General features: G+C 56.1%; 12 protein-coding genes, 3 rRNA genes and 1 pseudogene. 3 read left to right on the top strand and 13 right to left on the bottom strand.

The window, feature by feature from the left end; all coding sequences use genetic code 11:
- Nucleotides 1–25: 25 nt before the first annotated feature.
- The 8 genes and pseudogenes from CARG_RS04325 to CARG_RS10725 all read right to left on the bottom strand — a co-directional run.
- Nucleotides 26–1,027 carry a tetratricopeptide repeat protein gene (locus tag CARG_RS04325; RefSeq protein WP_407637011.1) on the bottom strand — a complete coding sequence of 334 codons (1,002 nt, stop codon included), beginning with the start codon at nt 1,025–1,027 and terminating at the stop codon, nt 26–28.
- Between the two features lie 203 nt (nt 1,028–1,230).
- Nucleotides 1,231–1,348: ribosomal RNA gene (rrf, locus tag CARG_RS04315) — 5S ribosomal RNA — on the bottom strand.
- Nucleotides 1,349–1,472: 124 nt separating this feature from the next.
- Nucleotides 1,473–4,563, bottom strand: a 23S ribosomal RNA gene (locus CARG_RS04310).
- A 329-nt stretch (nt 4,564–4,892) separates the two neighbouring features.
- A 16S ribosomal RNA gene (locus CARG_RS04300) occupies nt 4,893–6,414 on the bottom strand.
- The 16S, 23S and 5S rRNA genes sit together here, the layout of an rRNA operon.
- Before the next feature lie 493 nt (nt 6,415–6,907).
- Nucleotides 6,908–8,212: a tyrosine--tRNA ligase gene (gene tyrS / locus CARG_RS04295; protein WP_020976179.1), complete on the bottom strand. Its 1,305-nt coding sequence runs from the start codon at nt 8,210–8,212 to the stop codon at nt 6,908–6,910.
- 37 nt (nt 8,213–8,249) lie between these two features.
- Complete coding sequence (locus CARG_RS04290) at nt 8,250–8,429, bottom strand: Trm112 family protein (protein WP_020976178.1); 180 nt, start codon at nt 8,427–8,429, stop codon at nt 8,250–8,252.
- A gap of 32 nt (nt 8,430–8,461) precedes the next feature.
- Nucleotides 8,462–9,040, bottom strand: a complete 579-nt coding sequence (locus tag CARG_RS04285; RefSeq protein ID WP_081761601.1) for an aminotransferase class I/II-fold pyridoxal phosphate-dependent enzyme — start codon at nt 9,038–9,040, stop codon at nt 8,462–8,464.
- Nucleotides 8,997–9,158 (bottom strand): annotated as a pseudogene (locus CARG_RS10725) (arginase family protein); the annotation flags it as partial. The gene CARG_RS04285 and the pseudogene CARG_RS10725, both read right to left, overlap by 44 nt.
- On the opposite strand from CARG_RS10725, the gene CARG_RS10445 reads away from it, so the two are divergent.
- Together CARG_RS10445 and CARG_RS04275 are read left to right on the top strand one after the other, a co-directional pair.
- The gene (locus tag CARG_RS10445) at nt 9,124–9,471 is read left to right on the top strand and encodes a thiamine pyrophosphate-dependent enzyme (protein ID WP_020976176.1); all 348 of its coding nucleotides are present in this window, start codon (nt 9,124–9,126) and stop codon (nt 9,469–9,471) included. The pseudogene CARG_RS10725 and the gene CARG_RS10445 overlap by 35 nt on opposite strands.
- A gap of 81 nt (nt 9,472–9,552) precedes the next feature.
- A complete protein-coding gene (locus CARG_RS04275) occupies nt 9,553–10,719 on the top strand; it encodes a pyridoxal phosphate-dependent aminotransferase (protein ID WP_020976175.1) in 1,167 nt (388 codons plus the stop codon).
- A 73-nt stretch (nt 10,720–10,792) separates the two neighbouring features.
- Here CARG_RS04275 and argH read toward each other — a convergent pair whose 3' ends face one another.
- Both argH and CARG_RS04265 read right to left on the bottom strand, forming a co-directional pair.
- On the bottom strand, nt 10,793–12,250 hold the full coding sequence (argH, locus tag CARG_RS04270) for an argininosuccinate lyase (RefSeq protein ID WP_020976174.1): 1,458 nt from the start codon (nt 12,248–12,250) through the stop codon (nt 10,793–10,795).
- Between the two features lie 19 nt (nt 12,251–12,269).
- Nucleotides 12,270–13,466, bottom strand: coding sequence for an argininosuccinate synthase (locus CARG_RS04265; RefSeq protein WP_020976173.1), 1,197 nt, complete (start codon nt 13,464–13,466; stop codon nt 12,270–12,272).
- 294 nt (nt 13,467–13,760) lie between these two features.
- Here CARG_RS04265 and CARG_RS04260 point away from each other — a divergent pair, with 294 nt between their 5' ends.
- Entirely contained in the window at nt 13,761–14,924 is a 1,164-nt protein-coding gene (locus tag CARG_RS04260; RefSeq protein WP_041746977.1) for a multidrug effflux MFS transporter, read from the top strand.
- Nucleotides 14,925–15,177: 253 nt separating this feature from the next.
- Here the strand turns inward: CARG_RS04260 and CARG_RS04255 are convergent, their stop codons facing one another.
- The 3 genes from CARG_RS04255 to argF are packed head-to-tail and all read right to left on the bottom strand — an operon-like array spanning nt 15,178 to nt 16,947.
- Nucleotides 15,178–15,480, bottom strand: coding sequence for a putative quinol monooxygenase (locus tag CARG_RS04255; protein ID WP_020976171.1), 303 nt, complete (start codon nt 15,478–15,480; stop codon nt 15,178–15,180).
- A 25-nt stretch (nt 15,481–15,505) separates the two neighbouring features.
- Entirely contained in the window at nt 15,506–15,991 is a 486-nt protein-coding gene (gene argR / locus CARG_RS04250) for an arginine repressor (protein WP_020976170.1), read from the bottom strand.
- Nucleotides 15,988–16,947 (bottom strand): ornithine carbamoyltransferase, encoded by a 960-nt coding sequence (argF, locus tag CARG_RS04245; RefSeq protein WP_020976169.1) that lies wholly within the window; start codon nt 16,945–16,947, stop codon nt 15,988–15,990. Before argF ends, argR begins: the two co-directional genes overlap by 4 nt.
- Nucleotides 16,948–16,952: the final 5 nt, after the last annotated feature.

Raw genomic sequence — 16,952 nt, 5'->3', positions numbered from 1 at the left:
CAAACCCTTCAACTCAGCCGAAAAACTAAGACTCTAAATCCGCAGCACGCTCACGCGCATCCAACACACCCTCAGTATCTAACTCCGCAGAACGCAAAAACCACTCGCGAGCCTCATCCCCACGACCAGCCTGCACCAAACAATCAGCAAACGCATAAAACAAACGCATAGACGTAATATCGCTACGAGTATCCTCCAAACCAACACTCTTCAGCTCAACGACCGCCGAATCAAAATCCCCCATATCAGCACGCGCACCAGCCAAAACAATAGCCAACTCCACCCGAGAATCATCATCCAAACCACTAAGATCCTCAGTACGCCCAAGCTCCAAAGCCTTCTCGGGATGCCCCAACCCCCGCTCACAATCAGCCATCACAGCCAACATCCCAGGACCACCACTAATACGACGCGCGGCACGAAGCTCAGTCAAAGCCTCCTTCCACTCACCCGCATGATACGCAGCGATACCCGCGGTCTCACGAACCACAGACACACGCCCCGCACGATCCTTAGCCGCCCGCGCATGCCGCAACGCCAACTGAGGATCATCCTCCATCCAAATAGCAGCCATCACCATATGACGAGCAACAGTATCCGCATTATCCTTCGACAAACTACGAAGATCCTGCAACACACTCGGATCCAAATCCTTAGCCGAAATATCACCCGGGATATCAGGATCATTCTGCCGCTTCATAATCCGCTCCTCACGGAACCCACTCCGCTGCGGACCAGTACGACGCTCGGGACGGTCCGCACCCCCACGCTGCGCATGCTGACGTCGCCCACCCCCACGACGGTCAAAACGCCCACCACGACCAGCGTCACGAGCATCATCACGACGCCCACCACGCCTATCATCACGACGCCCCGCAGCCCCATCACCACGACGATCCTCACGCTCACCCCACGCACGATCACGACGATCACCACGCCCCTCCCAAGGACGCCCACCACGACCAGAATCCCCACGACCCCGACCACGATCAGAACCAAAGCCCTCGCCCATACCCACACCTTCCAACTAATCCACAACGGCAACAACCCGTCAACTAACCCCCCAATGCTACCCGCCAACCCCACACACCGCTAATCCAACCAGCCAACACCACCGGAGAAATACCCCATGTAATGGCCACACATAAAAAGAAGGGAAGACGCCACCGAACAAACAAGTGACGCCTTCCCAACAATCAAGACTGTATATAATTATTGTTTTTTGTTTTAGGCCGGCGGCGACCTACTCTCCCACACACTCCCGTGTGCAGTACCATCGGCGCAGGTGAGCTTAGCTTCCGGGTTCGGAAAGGGACCGGGCGTATCCTCACCGCCATCAACCACCGACACAACCAACACCCCACAAGGCGATGCTAGGTGTGCTGTTTCAGACACTGCATAGTGGACGCAAACATTCAATACATTCGAGCTAAACACCGTTGTAAGCAACCCCCCATCATCAACGGATGGGTGTTTTGGGTGTGTTCGGCGCATTAGTACCAGTCACCTCAACACGCATTACTACGCTTCCAGCTCTGGCCTATCAACCCCCTAGTCTAGAGGGCACCTGATTCATGAAACCTTATCTCGAAACAGGCTTCCCGCTTAGATGCTTTCAGCGGTTATCCCTTCCGTACGTAGCCAACCAGCCATGCCACGGGCGTGACAACTGGCACACTAGAGGTACGTCCGTCCCGGTCCTCTCGTACTAGGGACAGCCTTTCTCAAGTTTCTACGCGCGCGGCGGATAGAGACCGAACTGTCTCACGACGTTCTAAACCCAGCTCGCGTGCCGCTTTAATGGGCGAACAGCCCAACCCTTGGGACCTACTCCAGCCCCAGGATGCGACGAGCCGACATCGAGGTGCCAAACCATCCCGTCGATATGGACTCTTGGGGAAGATCAGCCTGTTATCCCCGGGGTACCTTTTATCCGTTGAGCGACACCGCTTCCACAAGCCAGTGCCGGATCACTAGTCCCTACTTTCGTACCTGCTCGACCTGTCAGTCTCACAGTCAAGCTCCCTTGTGCACTTACACTCACCACCTGATTGCCAACCAGGCTGAGGAAACCTTTGGGCGCCTCCGTTACTCTTTAGGAGGCAACCGCCCCAGTTAAACTACCCACCAGGCACTGTCCCTAACCCAGATCATGGGCCGAGGTTMAGATATCCAATACGACCAGAGTGGTATTTCAACAACGACTCCCACASAACTGGCGTCATGTGATCACAGTCTCCCACCTATCCTACACAAACCGAACCGAATATCAATACCAAGCTATAGTGAAGGTCCCGGGGTCTTTTCGTCCTGCCGCGCGTAACGAGCATCTTTACTCGTACTGCAATTTCGCCGGGCCTGTGGTTGAGACAGCAGGGAAGTCGTTACGCCATTCGTGCAGGTCGGAACTTACCCGACAAGGAATTTCGCTACCTTAGGATGGTTATAGTTACCACCGCCGTTTACTGGGGCTTAAATTCTCCGCTTCGCCACCAAAGTGACTAACAGGTCCTCTTAACCTTCCAGCACCGGGCAGGCGTCAGTCCATATACATCGACTTATCGTCTTCGCATGGACCTGTGTTTTTAGTAAACAGTCGCTTCCCTCTATTCTCTGCGACCACCACCAGCTCAAAACCAGTCTGTCACCAGCAGTGGTCCCCCTTCTCCCGAAGTTACGGGGGCATTTTGCCGAGTTCCTTAACCACAGTTCACCCGATCGCCTTAGTATTCTCTACCTGACCACCTGTGTCGGTTTGGGGTACGGGCCAGATGGAAACATCGCTAGATGCTTTTCTCGACAGCATAGGATCACCAACATCCCCCAACAAGGGGTACGCATCACGCCTCACCCACCATGCACAGCGGATTTACCTACCATGCGGGCTACACGCTTACACCACAATCCACTCAGTGGCTCGGCTACCTTCCTGTGTCACACCATCGCTTGGCTACTACCAGATCAGATCCCACGCATCCACACCAACAACAATCCAAAAGACTGCCATCAGGCTTCAGGGCGGTTAGTATCACTGATTCACCACGGGCGCTTCCATCCGGGTACCAGAATATCAACTGGTTGTCCATCGACTACGCCTGTCGGCCTCGCCTTAGGTCCCGACTCACCCTGGGAAGATTAGCTTAACCCAGGAACCCTTGGTCATCCGGCGGATGAGTTTTTCACTCATCATTCGCTACTCATGCCTGCATTCTCACTCGCACACACTCCACCACAACGATCACTCGGCGGCTTCACATTATGCACGACGCTCCCCTACCCACCCACACACAAAMRTRTGAGYGCCGCGGCTTCGGCGGTGTACTTGAGCCCCACTACATTGTCGGCGCAGAACCACTCGACCAGTGAGCTATTACGCACTCTTTCAAGGATGGCTGCTTCTAAGCCAACCTCCTGGTTGTCTTCGCGATCCCACATCCTTTTCCACTTAGTACACGCTTAGGGGCCTTAGCCGGCGATCTGGGCTGTTTCCCTCTCGACTACGAAGCTTATCCCCCGCAGTCTCACTGCCGTGCTCTCACTTACCGGCATTCGGAGTTTGGCTGATGTCGCTAAGATGTTGGTCCCGCTAAACCATCCAGTAGCTCTACCTCCGGCAAGAAACACACGACGCTGCACCTAAATGCATTTCGGGGAGAACCAGCTATCACGAAGTTTGATTGGCCTTTCACCCCTACCCACAACTCATCCCCTCAGTTTTCAACCTAAGTGGGTTCGCGCCTCCACAACCTCTTACAGCTGCTTCACACTGGCCATGGGTAGATCACTTCGCTTCGGGTCCAGGACATGCCACTCATTCACCCTCATTAGGATTCGGTTTCCCTACGGCTACCACACACGTGTTAACCTCGCGACATGCCGCTGACTCGCAGGCTCATTCTTCAAAAGGCACGCCATCACACCACACAAGGGCGCTCTGACGGATTGTAAGCACACGGTTTCAGGTACTATTTCACTCCCCTCCCGGGGTACTTTTCACCATTCCCTCACGGTACTCATCCGCTATCGGTCAACTTAAGTATTCAGGCTTACCGGGTGGTCCCGGCAGATTCACAGCAGATTCCACGAGCCCGCTGCTACTCGGGAAACACAACCATTACCACACACACACTTTCACCTACCGGGCTCTCACCGTCTACGGCGGGACATTCCAATCCACTTCACCTAGCATGCGCGACTATCACGTAACCAAGAACCGGCAGATCCTCGACGTTATGCTCCCACAACCCCACGCACGCAACCCCTGCCGGGTATCACACGCACGCAGTTTAGCCATCATCCACGTTCGCTCGCCACTACTAGCGGAATCACAATTGTTTTCTCTTCCTACGGGTACTGAGATGTTTCACTTCCCCGCGTAACCTCCACACCACCTATACACGTTCAGTGATGGGTAACCGCCCATAACGACAGCTGGGTTTCCCCATTCGGACACCCTCGGATCAACGCTCGTTTGACAGCTCCCCGAGGCCTATCGCGGCCTACCACGTCCTTCATCGGCTTAAGTTGCCAAGGCATCCACCGTGTGCCCTTACAACACACACAAAAAACACTTACAAGGCAAAATCAAAAAATAAAGATGCTCGCGTCCACTATACAGTTCTCAAACAACACACCCCACACACAATCACCAACCACCATCACGGCCAGCAACCCCACATGGAGCAAGAAACAACACGCCACACACAAAGCGACAAGTGCTGTTCCAGACACCCAACAATGCACCAACGCACCCTTTTCTYWAAGCAGTGTGAAACACCAAACAATTTCTTTCCATGCCTTACCGTCTGCTGCAACCCCACCACCACTTGGTGAGGGTGTGCATCCACCCAAAAACAATGCGTGTTCCACACAAAAAAYAATAAACTCCTTAGAAAGGAGGTGATCCAGCCGCACCTTCCGGTACGGCTACCTTGTTACGACTTAGTCCCAATCGCCGATCCCACCTTCGACAGCTCCCTCCACAAGGGTTAGGCCACTGGCTTCGGGTGTTACCAACTTTCGTGACTTGACGGGCGGTGTGTACAAGGCCCGGGAACGTATTCACCGCAGCGTTGCTGATCTGCGATTACTAGCGACTCCGACTTCATGGGGTCGAGTTGCAGACCCCAATCCGAACTGAGGCCGGCTTTCAGCGATTCGCTCACCCTCACAGGCTCGCAGCGCGTTGTACCGACCATTGTAGCATGTGTGAAGCCCTGGACATAAGGGGCATGATGATTTGACGTCATCCCCACCTTCCTCCGAGTTAACCCCGGCAGTCTCTCATGAGTCCCCACCAWAGTGTGCTGGCAACATAAGACAAGGGTTGCGCTCGTTGCGGGACTTAACCCAACATCTCACGACACGAGCTGACGACAACCATGCACCACCTGTATACAGACCACAAGGGAAACTACATCTCTGCAGCGATCCTGTATATGTCAAGCCCAGGTAAGGTTCTTCGCGTTGCATCGAATTAATCCACATGCTCCGCCGCTTGTGCGGGCCCCCGTCAATTCCTTTGAGTTTTAGCCTTGCGGCCGTACTCCCCAGGCGGGGCGCTTAATGCGTTAGCTACGGCACAGAAGACGTGGAAGTCCCCTACACCTAGCGCCCACCGTTTACGGCATGGACTACCAGGGTATCTAATCCTGTTCGCTCCCCATGCTTTCGCTCCTCAGCGTCAGTTACTGCCCAGAGACCTGCCTTCGCCATCGGTGTTCCTCCTGATATCTGCGCATTTCACCGCTACACCAGGAATTCCAGTCTCCCCTACAGCACTCAAGTTATGCCCGTATCGCCTGCACGCCCGGAGTTAAGCCCCGGAATTTCACAGACGACGCGACAAACCACCTACGAGCTCTTTACGCCCAGTAATTCCGGACAACGCTCGCACCCTACGTATTACCGCGGCTGCTGGCACGTAGTTAGCCGGTGCTTCTTATACAGGTACCGTCACAAAAGCTTCGTCCCTGTCGAAAGAGGTTTACAACCCGAAGGCCGTCATCCCTCACGCGGCGTCGCTGCATCAGGCTTCCGCCCATTGTGCAATATTCCCCACTGCTGCCTCCCGTAGGAGTCTGGGCCGTGTCTCAGTCCCAATGTGGCCGTACACCCTCTCAGGCCGGCTACCCGTCGACGCCTTGGTAGGCCATTACCCCACCAACAAGCTGATAGGCCGCGAGCTCATCCCCAACCGAAAAAACTTTCCACCATCACACACTAAAGGATGGTCCTATCCAGTATTAGACCCAGTTTCCCAGGCTTATCCCGAAGTTGAGGGCAGATCACTCACGTGTTACTCACCCGTTCGCCACTCGAGTACCCAAGCAAGCTTAGGCCTTTCCGTTCGACTTGCATGTGTTAAGCACGCCGCCAGCGTTCGTCCTGAGCCAGGATCAAACTCTCCATAAAAAATCAGCCCAAAAGCATCAAAAAAATGACAGAGCCAAAACCTAGCAACCAGTAAAAACCGGCAAAAAACACGATCATGGCGCATCCGACGAGGAAAAACCACCACAACCAAAACAGTTCATATTTACACAGCCAACCACACAAACACACCCACAAAAAGGGCATCCAAGCGCAAGCTGCTGGTACACACAAACAACAAACACCACAACACAACCACCACAACACAGTGTGACGGAAAAATGCCATGGCGCATGAAAAAAACACTTAAAAAAGTACATTGGCACACTATTGAGTTCTCAAACAACACCACCACAACCACCAAACTGCACAAAACCGTGCAACCAGCTGCCGTAGCGACCCCGATAAATTTACACACCCCACACCAAACACACAAACCCCCAGGCCAGAGGTGAAAAATTACCGACACTGTGCCCTATAAATAAAAAAAGCGCCGGCGTATCAAGCCGGCGCTGAAGAACACAACAGACACTCGCTACACGAAGCGGGCCCCAGCGAAGTTCTTCTTTCCCCTGCGCAACACTACGTAACCGCCAGACAACAACGCGGCGTCATCGATCGTGGCATCTTCATCAGCAACACGCTCATTATTGACATAGCAGCCGCCCTCCTTGATGGTGCGTCGGGCTTCGCCCTTGGATGCGCACAAGCCAGAAGCAACAACGACATCTACGACCGAACGGGAGCCGGCTGCCTCAAGCTCGACAACACCAGCCTCAGCCAAAGCAGCAGCAAGCGTCTTCTCATCGAGCTCAGCCAAATCCGCCTTACCGAACAGCGCCTGAGCCGCCAACTCCACCGCATCAGTGGCTTCAACGCCATGGACCAAGTTGGTCATCTCTCTAGCCAAACGACGCTGAGCTTCACGCTTAAAGGGGCGCTCCTCGACTTCCGCGGCCAACGCATCCAGCTCTTCCTTGCTGAGGAAGGTGAACCAACGCAAGTACTTAATAACATCCGCGTCCGCAGCGTTAAGGAAGTACTGGTACCAGGCGTACGGACTTGTCATCTCCGGGTCTAGCCACAGCTTGCCCCCGCCCGTCGACTTGCCGAACTTGTTACCTTCGGAATCCGTGACCAACGGCACCGTCAACGCATGTACACTGTCGCCGGTTACGCGGCGGACAAGATCCACACCCGACACGATATTGCCCCACTGGTCACCGCCACCGATCTGCAAATCACAGCCAAAATCCCGGTGCAGGTGCACGTAGTCATTCGACTGCAAGAGCATGTAGGAAAACTCGGTGTAGGAAATACCGTCGTTATCGAGACGGCGCTTCACCGTCTCTCGGTTCAGCATCGTGTTCAAAGAGAAATGCTTACCCACATCCCGGAGGAAAGAAATCACATCCAACCCGCGGGTCCAATCCGCATTGTTTACTAATACAGCCTTGCCCTCTCCACCGTCACCAGTGGAACCGAAATCAACGAAACGCGCGAGCTGAACTTTAATGCGCTCGATGTTGTCCTGGATTGTCTCCTCCGACAGCATGCTGCGCTCCCCCACATCGCGAGGGTCGCCGATCATTCCTGTGGCACCACCGGCGAGGGCGATTGGGGTGTGACCGGCTTTTTGGAATCGACGAAGCATCAACAGTGGAACGAGGTGACCGGCATGGAGCGAGGGGCCGGTCGGATCGAATCCGCAATACAGCGTGATTGGTTGCTCAGCAGCTTCACGCAAAGCGTCAAGGTCAGTGGATTGATTAATCAGTCCACGCCAGCTGAGTTCATCAATAATGTTCGTGTGTGCTGGCGCAGTGGTGTCGTTAGACATTAGGGAAAACATCATCTTTCTCTAGAGTGCTGACTTTTTAGGCAGTCGGGGGCCAGGTGATTGCTTCGTCTGCGAGCATCACCGGGATACCGTCGTCAATACGATAGGCAATTCCGAGCCGATCATTGACCAGTACCTGGTGGGCTTCGTCATAGCTCAGCGGCCCTTTGTCTTGGGGGCAAGCCAACACGTCAAGTAGCTTCTGATCAATCGTCATGGTATGCAATGCTACCCGCCTGCCCCCACTGCTTAGTCTTTGAGGGCTTGTCTAAGTCTGCGGACGCCTTCCGCGAGGGTTTCTAGCTCCCCGTAAGAAAAGGCTATACGCAGGGTTCCGGCGCCGTCGTGCGGATCTGAGAAGAAAGCACTGCCTGGTACAAATACGACCCCGCGGTCAATCGCCTTGTGCAGCAGTTCCTCGACGTCGACTACTTCTCCCTCCTTCGATGGGAGCGTCACCCAGGTGAAGAATCCTCCGTCGGGAACGGTGGCAATTGTGCCTTCAGGCAGGTAGCTCCTGATCGCCTCGATCACCGCGTCACGCCGTTGCTTACATAACTTGCTTGTCTGGCTGGTGTATTTCATCCACAGATCACCTCCCATGAACTCGGCGACGATTCGTTGGGACAAAACGGATGCGCAAATTGTCACAAATTCCGACTCAATCTGTGCATACCCGCGGACATCCTTCGGCGCGACCATCCAGCCCACGCGAACACCGGGGCTAAACACCTTCGAGAAGCTTCCGAAGTAAATCAGGTTTTCCGGCGCATACGACCACAGGCTCCGGTGTTCCGGTTCCCGGGGTATAAGCGGGGTCCAGTACATCAATGTCCAAGGAAATATACAGCGGTTTGGAACCGATATGTTCACGCAGCAGGGCACCCACTTCGTCTATGCCAAGCCTGTGAATGTCTGCGCTCGTGACAATGCCAAAGCCGAAACGCGACCTCCGGGAAGTCTTCGACGCCCTCGACAACGAAGGCCGTGCGATCGGCGCAAAAGTAGCGGCCCCCGACCGACCAGTTATTTGTCTCCTTGGCGACGGCGCCCTCATGTTCGCCATACAAAAAATCATGACGGCCGTAGAAAACAACCTCGATCTGCCAATCATCTGCGTCGACAGCGGCGGATATGGCGAAATCTGCAACAACGAAATCGAACGCGGCATAGAGCCCATCGCTGTGAACCTCTGTCAACCCGACTGGGTAAAGTTAGCGGAGGCCTTCGGCGCGCGCGGATTTTCCGCAAAACATTGACACCCTTCAAGACACCGTCGCGCAGGCATTGCGCGTCAACGGGCCCTCGTTAATTCATCTACGTATTTCCGGAGGTTGCTGATGGTTGTCCAGCGGTTATCACACCTAGGCGAAACCATTTTCTCCACAATGACACAACTCGCGATTAAGCACCAGGCCATCAACCTGGGTCAGGGTTTTCCAGATGCTGACGGCCCGGCAGCCATGCTTGAACGCGCACAAAAAGAAATCGCATCCGGAAATAACCAATACGCACCCGGCCGCGGTTTTCCTGAGTTGCGGCAAGCCATCGCCGATGATCGCTTCCGTTCCTACGGCGCTGAATACGACCCCGACACCGAAGTGCTCGTCACCGTCGGTGCGACAGAGGGCCTAACGGCGTCAATTCTGGGGCTCGTCGAGCCCGGGGCTGAAGTCATCGCCCTCGAGCCCTACTTTGATTCCTACCCGGCGGCGGTCGCTCTGGCTGGTGCCTCGTTCGTTCCGGTCGCGCTGGAAGCTCATGGCACGCGCTTTGGGGTCGATGAAGATGCCCTGCGCGCGGCAATCACGGACAAGACAGCGATGATTATCATCAACAGTCCCCACAACCCCACCGGCACCATGCTCGGGGCTCGGGATCTTGATGCCATTGCTCGAGTAGCTATCGAGCATGATCTTCTGGTCTTGTCCGACGAGGTGTACGAAAAGCTCGCCTTCGATGAGGCACACATCCCCATCGCCTCTTTGTCTGGCATGCGTGAACGAACGATCACGGTGTCTTCCGCCGCGAAGTGTTTTAACGTCACCGGGTGGAAAACGGGGTGGGCTCTTGCTCCGAAGGACCTCATCGATGGGGTGCTTGCGGCGAAACAGTTTATGTCTTTCGTGGGTGTGAGCCCCGTGCAGCTGGCTGTCGCCTACGCACTAGACAATGAGTCAGACTGGACTGAGGATCTAGCCAACAGTCTGCAGGTGCGGCGGGATCGTCTGCGCAGCGCATTGGAGCAGGCGGGCATGAGCACCTGGGATACTTTGGGGGGCTACTATATCGTCGCTGATGTGTCCGCTCTGATGGATAAGTATGACGTCGCGTCGGCTGAGGATTTCTGCCTAGGCCCACTGTTGGATGCCGGTGTGGTTGCCATTCCAGTGTCTGCTTTTGCCTCCTCTAAAGATGCATCCAGGTTTTCGCATTTGGTGCGTTTTGCTTTCTGTAAAAAGGACGACGTGTTGGAGGAAGCCATCAGAAGGCTTGCCACACTGTAAAGACACAAAAAATCCCCCGGTGGCGAAATTTCTGAACTTCTGAACTTCTGCCGTATCGGGGGATTTTTTATATTTAGCGGACGGGTGTCGTGGCCCAGCGTCGATGCTCGGCGGATGCCGCTTCAACACGCTGCCGTTGCTCTGCGACGCGAGGTCCAGCGGTGCCGCCGCGGGTGGACCTGGATGCCACCGCGCCCTCTACCGTGAGCACTTCCCTCACTGAGGGCGTCAGGCGGGGGTCAACCATGGCGAAATCCTCATCGGTCAGCTCATTCAAGGTGCAACCGCGGCTTTCAGCCAACCGTACGCACGCACCAGAAGCTTCGTGGGCTTCCCGGAAGGGCACTCCCTGGCGCACCATCCACTCTGCCAGGTCAGTAGCAAGCGTAAAACCTGCGGGTGCTAGCTCGTGCATGCGATCGGTGTGGAACACCAGCGTGGACACGAGTCCCGTCATCGCCGGCAGTAGCAGGCCGAGCTGCGCCACTGAATCAACGATCGGTTCTTTGTCTTCCTGCAGGTCACGGTTGTAAGCCAGCGGCTGGGCCTTCAAAGTGGCCATCAAACCAGCCAGGTTGCCGATCAGGCGACCCGTCTTGCCGCGCGTAAGCTCCGCGACGTCAGGATTTTTCTTCTGAGGCATAATCGACGACCCAGTCGACCACGCATCATCCAAGGTGACATAGCCGTACTCGGGGGTACACCAGTAGATGATCTCTTCAGCCAAGCGCGACATATCTACCGCGATCTGAGCAAGAACAAAGGCGGTTTCTGAAGCGAAATCGCGCGAGGATGTTCCGTCGATCGAGTTGTCGCACGCGGCGTCAAAACCCAATTCGGCTGCGATGGCCTCGGGATCCAACTTCAGAGAGGAACCAGCCAAAGCTCCCGAGCCATAGGGCGAGACCGCCAGGCGTTTATCCAGGTCACGAAGACGCTCAATATCCCTCAGCAGTGGCTGCGCGTGGGCCAAGAGTTGGTGAGCCAACAGCACAGGTTGTGCCGCCTGCGAGTGGGTTTTTCCCGGCATGATCGCATCAGGATGCGCCGCTGCCTGAGCAGCCAGAGCATCCACCAGGTCGCTCACATCGGCAGCGATGTCACGCACGGCGTCACGAACCCACATGCGGAACAGTGTCGCAACCTGATCGTTACGGGACCTACCTGCGCGAAGACGACCACCGAGCTCCGGGCCCACAATGTCGATGAGTCCGCGCTCCATGGCGCCGTGGACATCCTCATCAGTAGGTTCCGGGACGAACTGGCCGCTAGCCACGCGCTCGCCCAGTGTGGTGAGTCCGTCGAGCATTGCCTCCAGGTCGCCATCAGAGAGCAAACCGGCCCTGTTGAGCACCTTCGCGTGAGCCTTCGACGCGAGGACGTCATAGGGGGCGAGCACCCAGTCAAAGTGGGTGGACACGCTCAGGGCAAACATTGCCTCGCTGGGGCCGCCGGAGAATCGACCACCCCACAGAGCACCCTGGTTTGTGCCGTGCGCGGCGGGATTGTTTTCGGCGTTCACTTCCGACATGGTTGTCCTTTAAAGGTTCTTAAGCTTCGCGATCGCGCTTGCACGCGATCTTGGAGGACAGGCCGTGCAGCTGCACGAAGCCCTTGGCCAGCGTCTGGTCGAAGGTGTCGCCAGTGTCGTAAGTGGCCAGGTTGAAGTCGTAGAGGGACTCCTCGGAGCGGCGGCCATTGACAGTGATGCGCCCCTGGTGCAAAACCAAGCGGATGTCGCCGGTGACGTGCTCCTGAGTGGACTCGATGAACGCGTCGAGGGAACGCTTCAGCGGGGCAAACCACAGACCGTCGTAGACCTCTTCAGACCAACGGGCGTCGATCAGGCGCTTGTATCGTGCCAGCTCGCGCTCCATGGTGACGTCTTCGAGAGCCTGGTGTGCGGCGATGAGGACCATGGCGCCGGGGGCTTCGTAAACCTCACGGGACTTGATGCCGACAAGGCGGTCCTCGACCATGTCGAGTCGACCGACGCCCTGGGCACCACCACGGCGGTTGAGCTCTTCGATTGCTTCCAGAACCGTTACCGGTCGGCTATCGATTGCAACCGGCTTACCGCCCTTGAAGCTGATGACAAGCTCATCCGGGGCATTGCCCAGCGTCGGCTCCTCGGTGTAAGCGTAGAGATCCTTGGTCGGGGGGTTCCAGAGATCTTCAAGGAAGCCAGTCTCGATTGCACGACCCCACACGTTTTGGTCAATGGAGAACGGAGACTTCTTAGACTGCTCGATCGGGAGGTTGATTTCTTCCGCGAAAGCGATGGCCTTGTCGCGGGTCCAGGCGTAGTCACGAGCCGGAGCAATAATTTCGAGATCAGGATGGGTGTCCATGAAACCAACCTCGAAGCGCACCTGGTCATTGCCCTTTCCGGTGCAGCCATGGGAGACGTGGGTGCCGCCAAATTCCTTGGCTGCTTCCACGAGGTGCTTGACAATGAGCGGGCGAGAAATTGCAGAAACCAAGGGATACTGCTTCATGTACATGCCGTTCGCTTTGATGGTCGGCAAGCAGTATTCGTTGGCGAATTCGTCCTTGGCGTCGATCACGATGGATTCGACTGCACCACAGTCGAGGGCACGCTGGCGAACGCTCTCCATGTCCTCGCCGCCCTGACCAAGGTCAAGAGACACGGCGATAACCTCACCGCCCGTCATCTTGGCGAGGTATGGGATGGCGACGGAGGTGTCAAGGCCACCGGAATATGCGAGTACGACGCGTGCGCTCAAGGGATGCTCCTCTAGTTTTTATTAGTTGTTCACGCAGGTTTGTGCGGGTTTGCACGTGCTGCGGCTAGGTAGTCATGCTACCGCCGATCTACCCCCAGAACAATAACGCATATATTTACGTAAGTGCAAATTATACATTTAGCTTGTTCGCCGCTACTCCCACCGCACGCGTGCTAATGTGTGAGCACTTCCAAGAAAGCCCGCAGGTTTTTATCACTCCCGATCCTTGAGGCAGTAGTGACAGACGACTCGAACACCACAGCACACAACAGCAGCCAACCCCATCCAGGTGGCATGAGCAGATCGATGTTGCTCAGCTTGACATTGCTAGCAGCCACTGGACCGTTTGCGATCGACATGTACTTGCCGACGTTCCCGGCCATCGCGGATGATCTCCGCACCACCGCGGTGCCCTACACGCTCAGTGGTTTCATGATGGCGATGGGGTTCGGGCAGCTATTCATCGGCCCCTTGTCCGACCGTTTGGGAAGGCGAACACTACTGCTGTCGGGTGCTGCCCTGTCCGTCTTCGCCTCGATTCTCTGTGCGCTCGCTCCGACTATTACCGTTCTCATCGGCGGCCGCATCTTACTCGGCATCGGCAGCGGCGCATGCGTTGTCATCGCCCGATCCGTGATTGCTGATATCACCCATGGAAGCGAAGCCGCCCGCGCATTTTCCATCATGATGACTATTCAGGGGCTCGCCCCCGTCATCGCCCCCGTGGCCGGCGGACTACTAGCCACACATGGGGGATGGCGTGGAGTTTTCATAGCGTTGACTTTTATCAATGCGCTTCAACTGTTGGCGGCAATACTGTTCGTACCAGAAACTTTGACGCCCGAACGCAGGGAACAAGAACCAATAACTACGACGATTACCCGCATGGTTGGTTTGCTTAAGATTCCCGCTTTCACCACCGTTACCTTGAGTTTCGCTTTCGGTCTAGGCACTTTATTTTCCTACATCAGCGCCTCGCCCTTTGTCTTTCAAGATCAGTTAGGCATGAGCCAGCTGGCCTATTCCTTGTTGTTCGGCGTGAATTCTTTTGGCTTAGTCATCGGTTCAGGCCTCAATGCCCGGCTGCTGCGAGCCCACAGCCCCCAGCAGCTCTTGCTTCGCGCCTCATTGGTGTTGGTGGCGGCCAGTGTGCTGCTTCTGTGCTGCGCGCTCGCACAGCCTTCGCTATGGACTCTGGCTCCTACGGTATTCATCGTGGTCACTACGTTGGGCTTCATTCTTGGTAATTCCGCCGCCCTGGGCCAGAGCGCTGCCGCGCCGCGTACAGGAGCTGGAGCTGCATTGATGGGCTTTGCTCAGTTCATGGTCGCTGGCCTGGTCAGTCCCTTGACCACTGTTGGTTCTTCAGCCGCGGTTGCCATGGGGGCATGCGCTTCGGCATGTGCTTGTATCGTCGCTTGTGGTTCCTGGCTGGGTTGCCGGCGCAGCACTGCTTGAGGTCGTGGGTGGCCTGCCTTTGCTCACTCCAATGAGTGAGATCGCTGGACGTTTGTCTGTTTAGCATGCCTCACAAATCTTGTTGCAGACCCGCGGCGTCCTACTTGGCGGGATCGCCGGAGTGGAGCCGGCACATGTGGTGGTGTTGATGCCGCGCTTGATGCCAATCCGCACTTGGCTCAGGGGGTTAACGTACGCGGCGGCGAAGTGGTCCTCGAGGCGATTAAAACTAAAACCTAAAGGTGAATAGCGCTTAGGGAGTGCGTGTTGCGACCTGCACCACGTGCTCCACATGCGGGGGCTTGGCGAAGTATTCGGTGATTTCGCCGCGCCATTTCCCAAGCTTCTCGGAGTCGCGGAACTTTTGGTGAGCGTCGAGGGACTCCCATTCGATAAGCAGGACAAACCAGGTGGGTGTCTCTACACCCTGGGTTAGTTCAGCGCGGTGTACACCTTCGGACTCGAGGATGTGCACGATGCCGCGCTCCCACCCCTGCTTGAAGTCTTCTTCGGATCCCTCTTTGATAAAGAACTGAGCAACTTCGCGTACTGTCATAGAACTCACACTAGCACGGTCGGGGTTATTCGAGTCCTTCACCGGTGCGCAGCTGTTCAGCTAGTTGCTCCCCTGTATAGGGGCTGCGGGCTAGCACAAAAATGGTGTCGTCACCTGCGATACATCCCACTGCGTTATGTAGTGCAGCGCGGTCGATGAAGCTGGCCAGGAATTGCGCGGCCCCGGCTGGGGTCTTGAGCACTGCCATAGTTCCGGAGAAGTCCGCACTGACCAGTAGATCATCGAGAACTTTACGGAGCTTGTCACGGGGCCCGCTGCTGCCTTCAGTTATGGGAGCATCACTGTGTGGCACGGCATAGCGTGCACCCGAGCCGTCGCTGGGTTTGACTTTGATTATCCCCAGCTCGTCGAGATCTCGGGACAGAGTCGCTTGAGTGACAGCCATCCCTGCTTCGTCGAGCAATGACTGCAGTTGCTGCTGGTTGTGCACAACGTGGTGTTCCAGCAGATTCAGGATGTGCTGATGCCGTGCAGCCCTACTGGAGCTCATCGGGATTTCTCCATGAGCCACACCAACAGGGCTTTCTGGGCATGTAGGCGATTTTCAGCCTCATCAAACACAACTGATTGGTCCCCGTCGATCACATCGGCGCTTACCTCGCTGCCACGGTATGCAGGCAAACAGTGCAGGAAGATCGCCTGTGGGTCGGCCTGCGCCATGACGGCACTGTTGACTTGGTAGGGCTTGAAGGGGGTGGTGCGATCCAGTCCATCGTTTTCCATCCCCATTGATACCCATGTGTCAGTGATGACGACGTGTGCGTCTGCTACGGATTGGGCGACATCTGCACTCACGGTGACAGTAGCCCCGGTTTCTTGGGCGCGTTGCCGTGCACGGTCGATGAATTGCTGTTGCGGCTGGAATTCTTCGGGTGCACAAATGGTGATGTCCATTCCCGCTGTGGCGAAGCCCAGCATATAGCTGTTCGCCATGTTGTTGTTTCCGTCCCCGAGGTAGACAGCTTTGAGTCCTCGCAGCCCTTCCGGTCCTTGTTCTGGGCAGAGGTGTTCAATGCAGGTCTGCAGGTCGGCGAGGATTTGGCAGGGGTGGAAGTCATCGGTGAGCGCGTTGACGATGGGTACGGTGGCGGTTTCTGCCATCTCTTCTAGGTTGCTTTGGGCGTAGGTACGCCAGACGATGGCTTCAACGAAGCGGGACAGCACCGCCCCGGTGTCTTGGTAGGTTTCGCCTTTTCCCATTTGGCTAGCACTGGTGTCTACCGTGATGTCGCTGCCACCCATGTGGGAGATTGCGGTGGCGAAGCTGAAGCGGGTGCGGGTGGAGGTTTTGTCGAATAGCACGGCAACTGTTCGGCCGCCTTCCAAGGGGCGCGCGGACAGTGGGGCTTGTTTGAGTTCTCGCGCGAGGGTCAGAACCTCAGTTTGTTCTTGTGGGGTGAGGTCATCGTCCGTGAGGAAGTGCCGGAGGTTGCTGTAGGTGCTCACTGCTG

This window comes from Corynebacterium argentoratense DSM 44202 (assembly GCF_000590555.1).
Taxonomy (GTDB): domain Bacteria; phylum Actinomycetota; class Actinomycetes; order Mycobacteriales; family Mycobacteriaceae; genus Corynebacterium; species Corynebacterium argentoratense.
The sequence above is the reverse complement of the archived record's forward strand: the minus strand, read 5'-3'. Positions and strand labels throughout refer to the sequence as shown.

Bases quoted from the DNA above. Each gene is read 5' to 3' on its own strand.
- tyrS (WP_020976179.1), bottom strand. From the start codon at position 8,212: ATGTCTAACGACACCACTGCGCCAGCACACACGAACATTATTGATGAA.
- CARG_RS04290 (WP_020976178.1), bottom strand. From the start codon at position 8,429: ATGACGATTGATCAGAAGCTACTTGACGTGTTGGCTTGCCCCCAAGAC.
- CARG_RS04285 (WP_081761601.1), bottom strand. From the start codon at position 9,040: ATGTACTGGACCCCGCTTATACCCCGGGAACCGGAACACCGGAGCCTG.
- CARG_RS10445 (WP_020976176.1), top strand. From the start codon at position 9,124: ATGTCTGCGCTCGTGACAATGCCAAAGCCGAAACGCGACCTCCGGGAA.
- CARG_RS04275 (WP_020976175.1), top strand. From the start codon at position 9,553: ATGGTTGTCCAGCGGTTATCACACCTAGGCGAAACCATTTTCTCCACA.
- argH (WP_020976174.1), bottom strand. From the start codon at position 12,250: ATGTCGGAAGTGAACGCCGAAAACAATCCCGCCGCGCACGGCACAAAC.
- CARG_RS04260 (WP_041746977.1), top strand. From the start codon at position 13,761: ATGAGCAGATCGATGTTGCTCAGCTTGACATTGCTAGCAGCCACTGGA.
- CARG_RS04255 (WP_020976171.1), bottom strand. From the start codon at position 15,480: ATGACAGTACGCGAAGTTGCTCAGTTCTTTATCAAAGAGGGATCCGAA.
- argR (WP_020976170.1), bottom strand. From the start codon at position 15,991: ATGAGCTCCAGTAGGGCTGCACGGCATCAGCACATCCTGAATCTGCTG.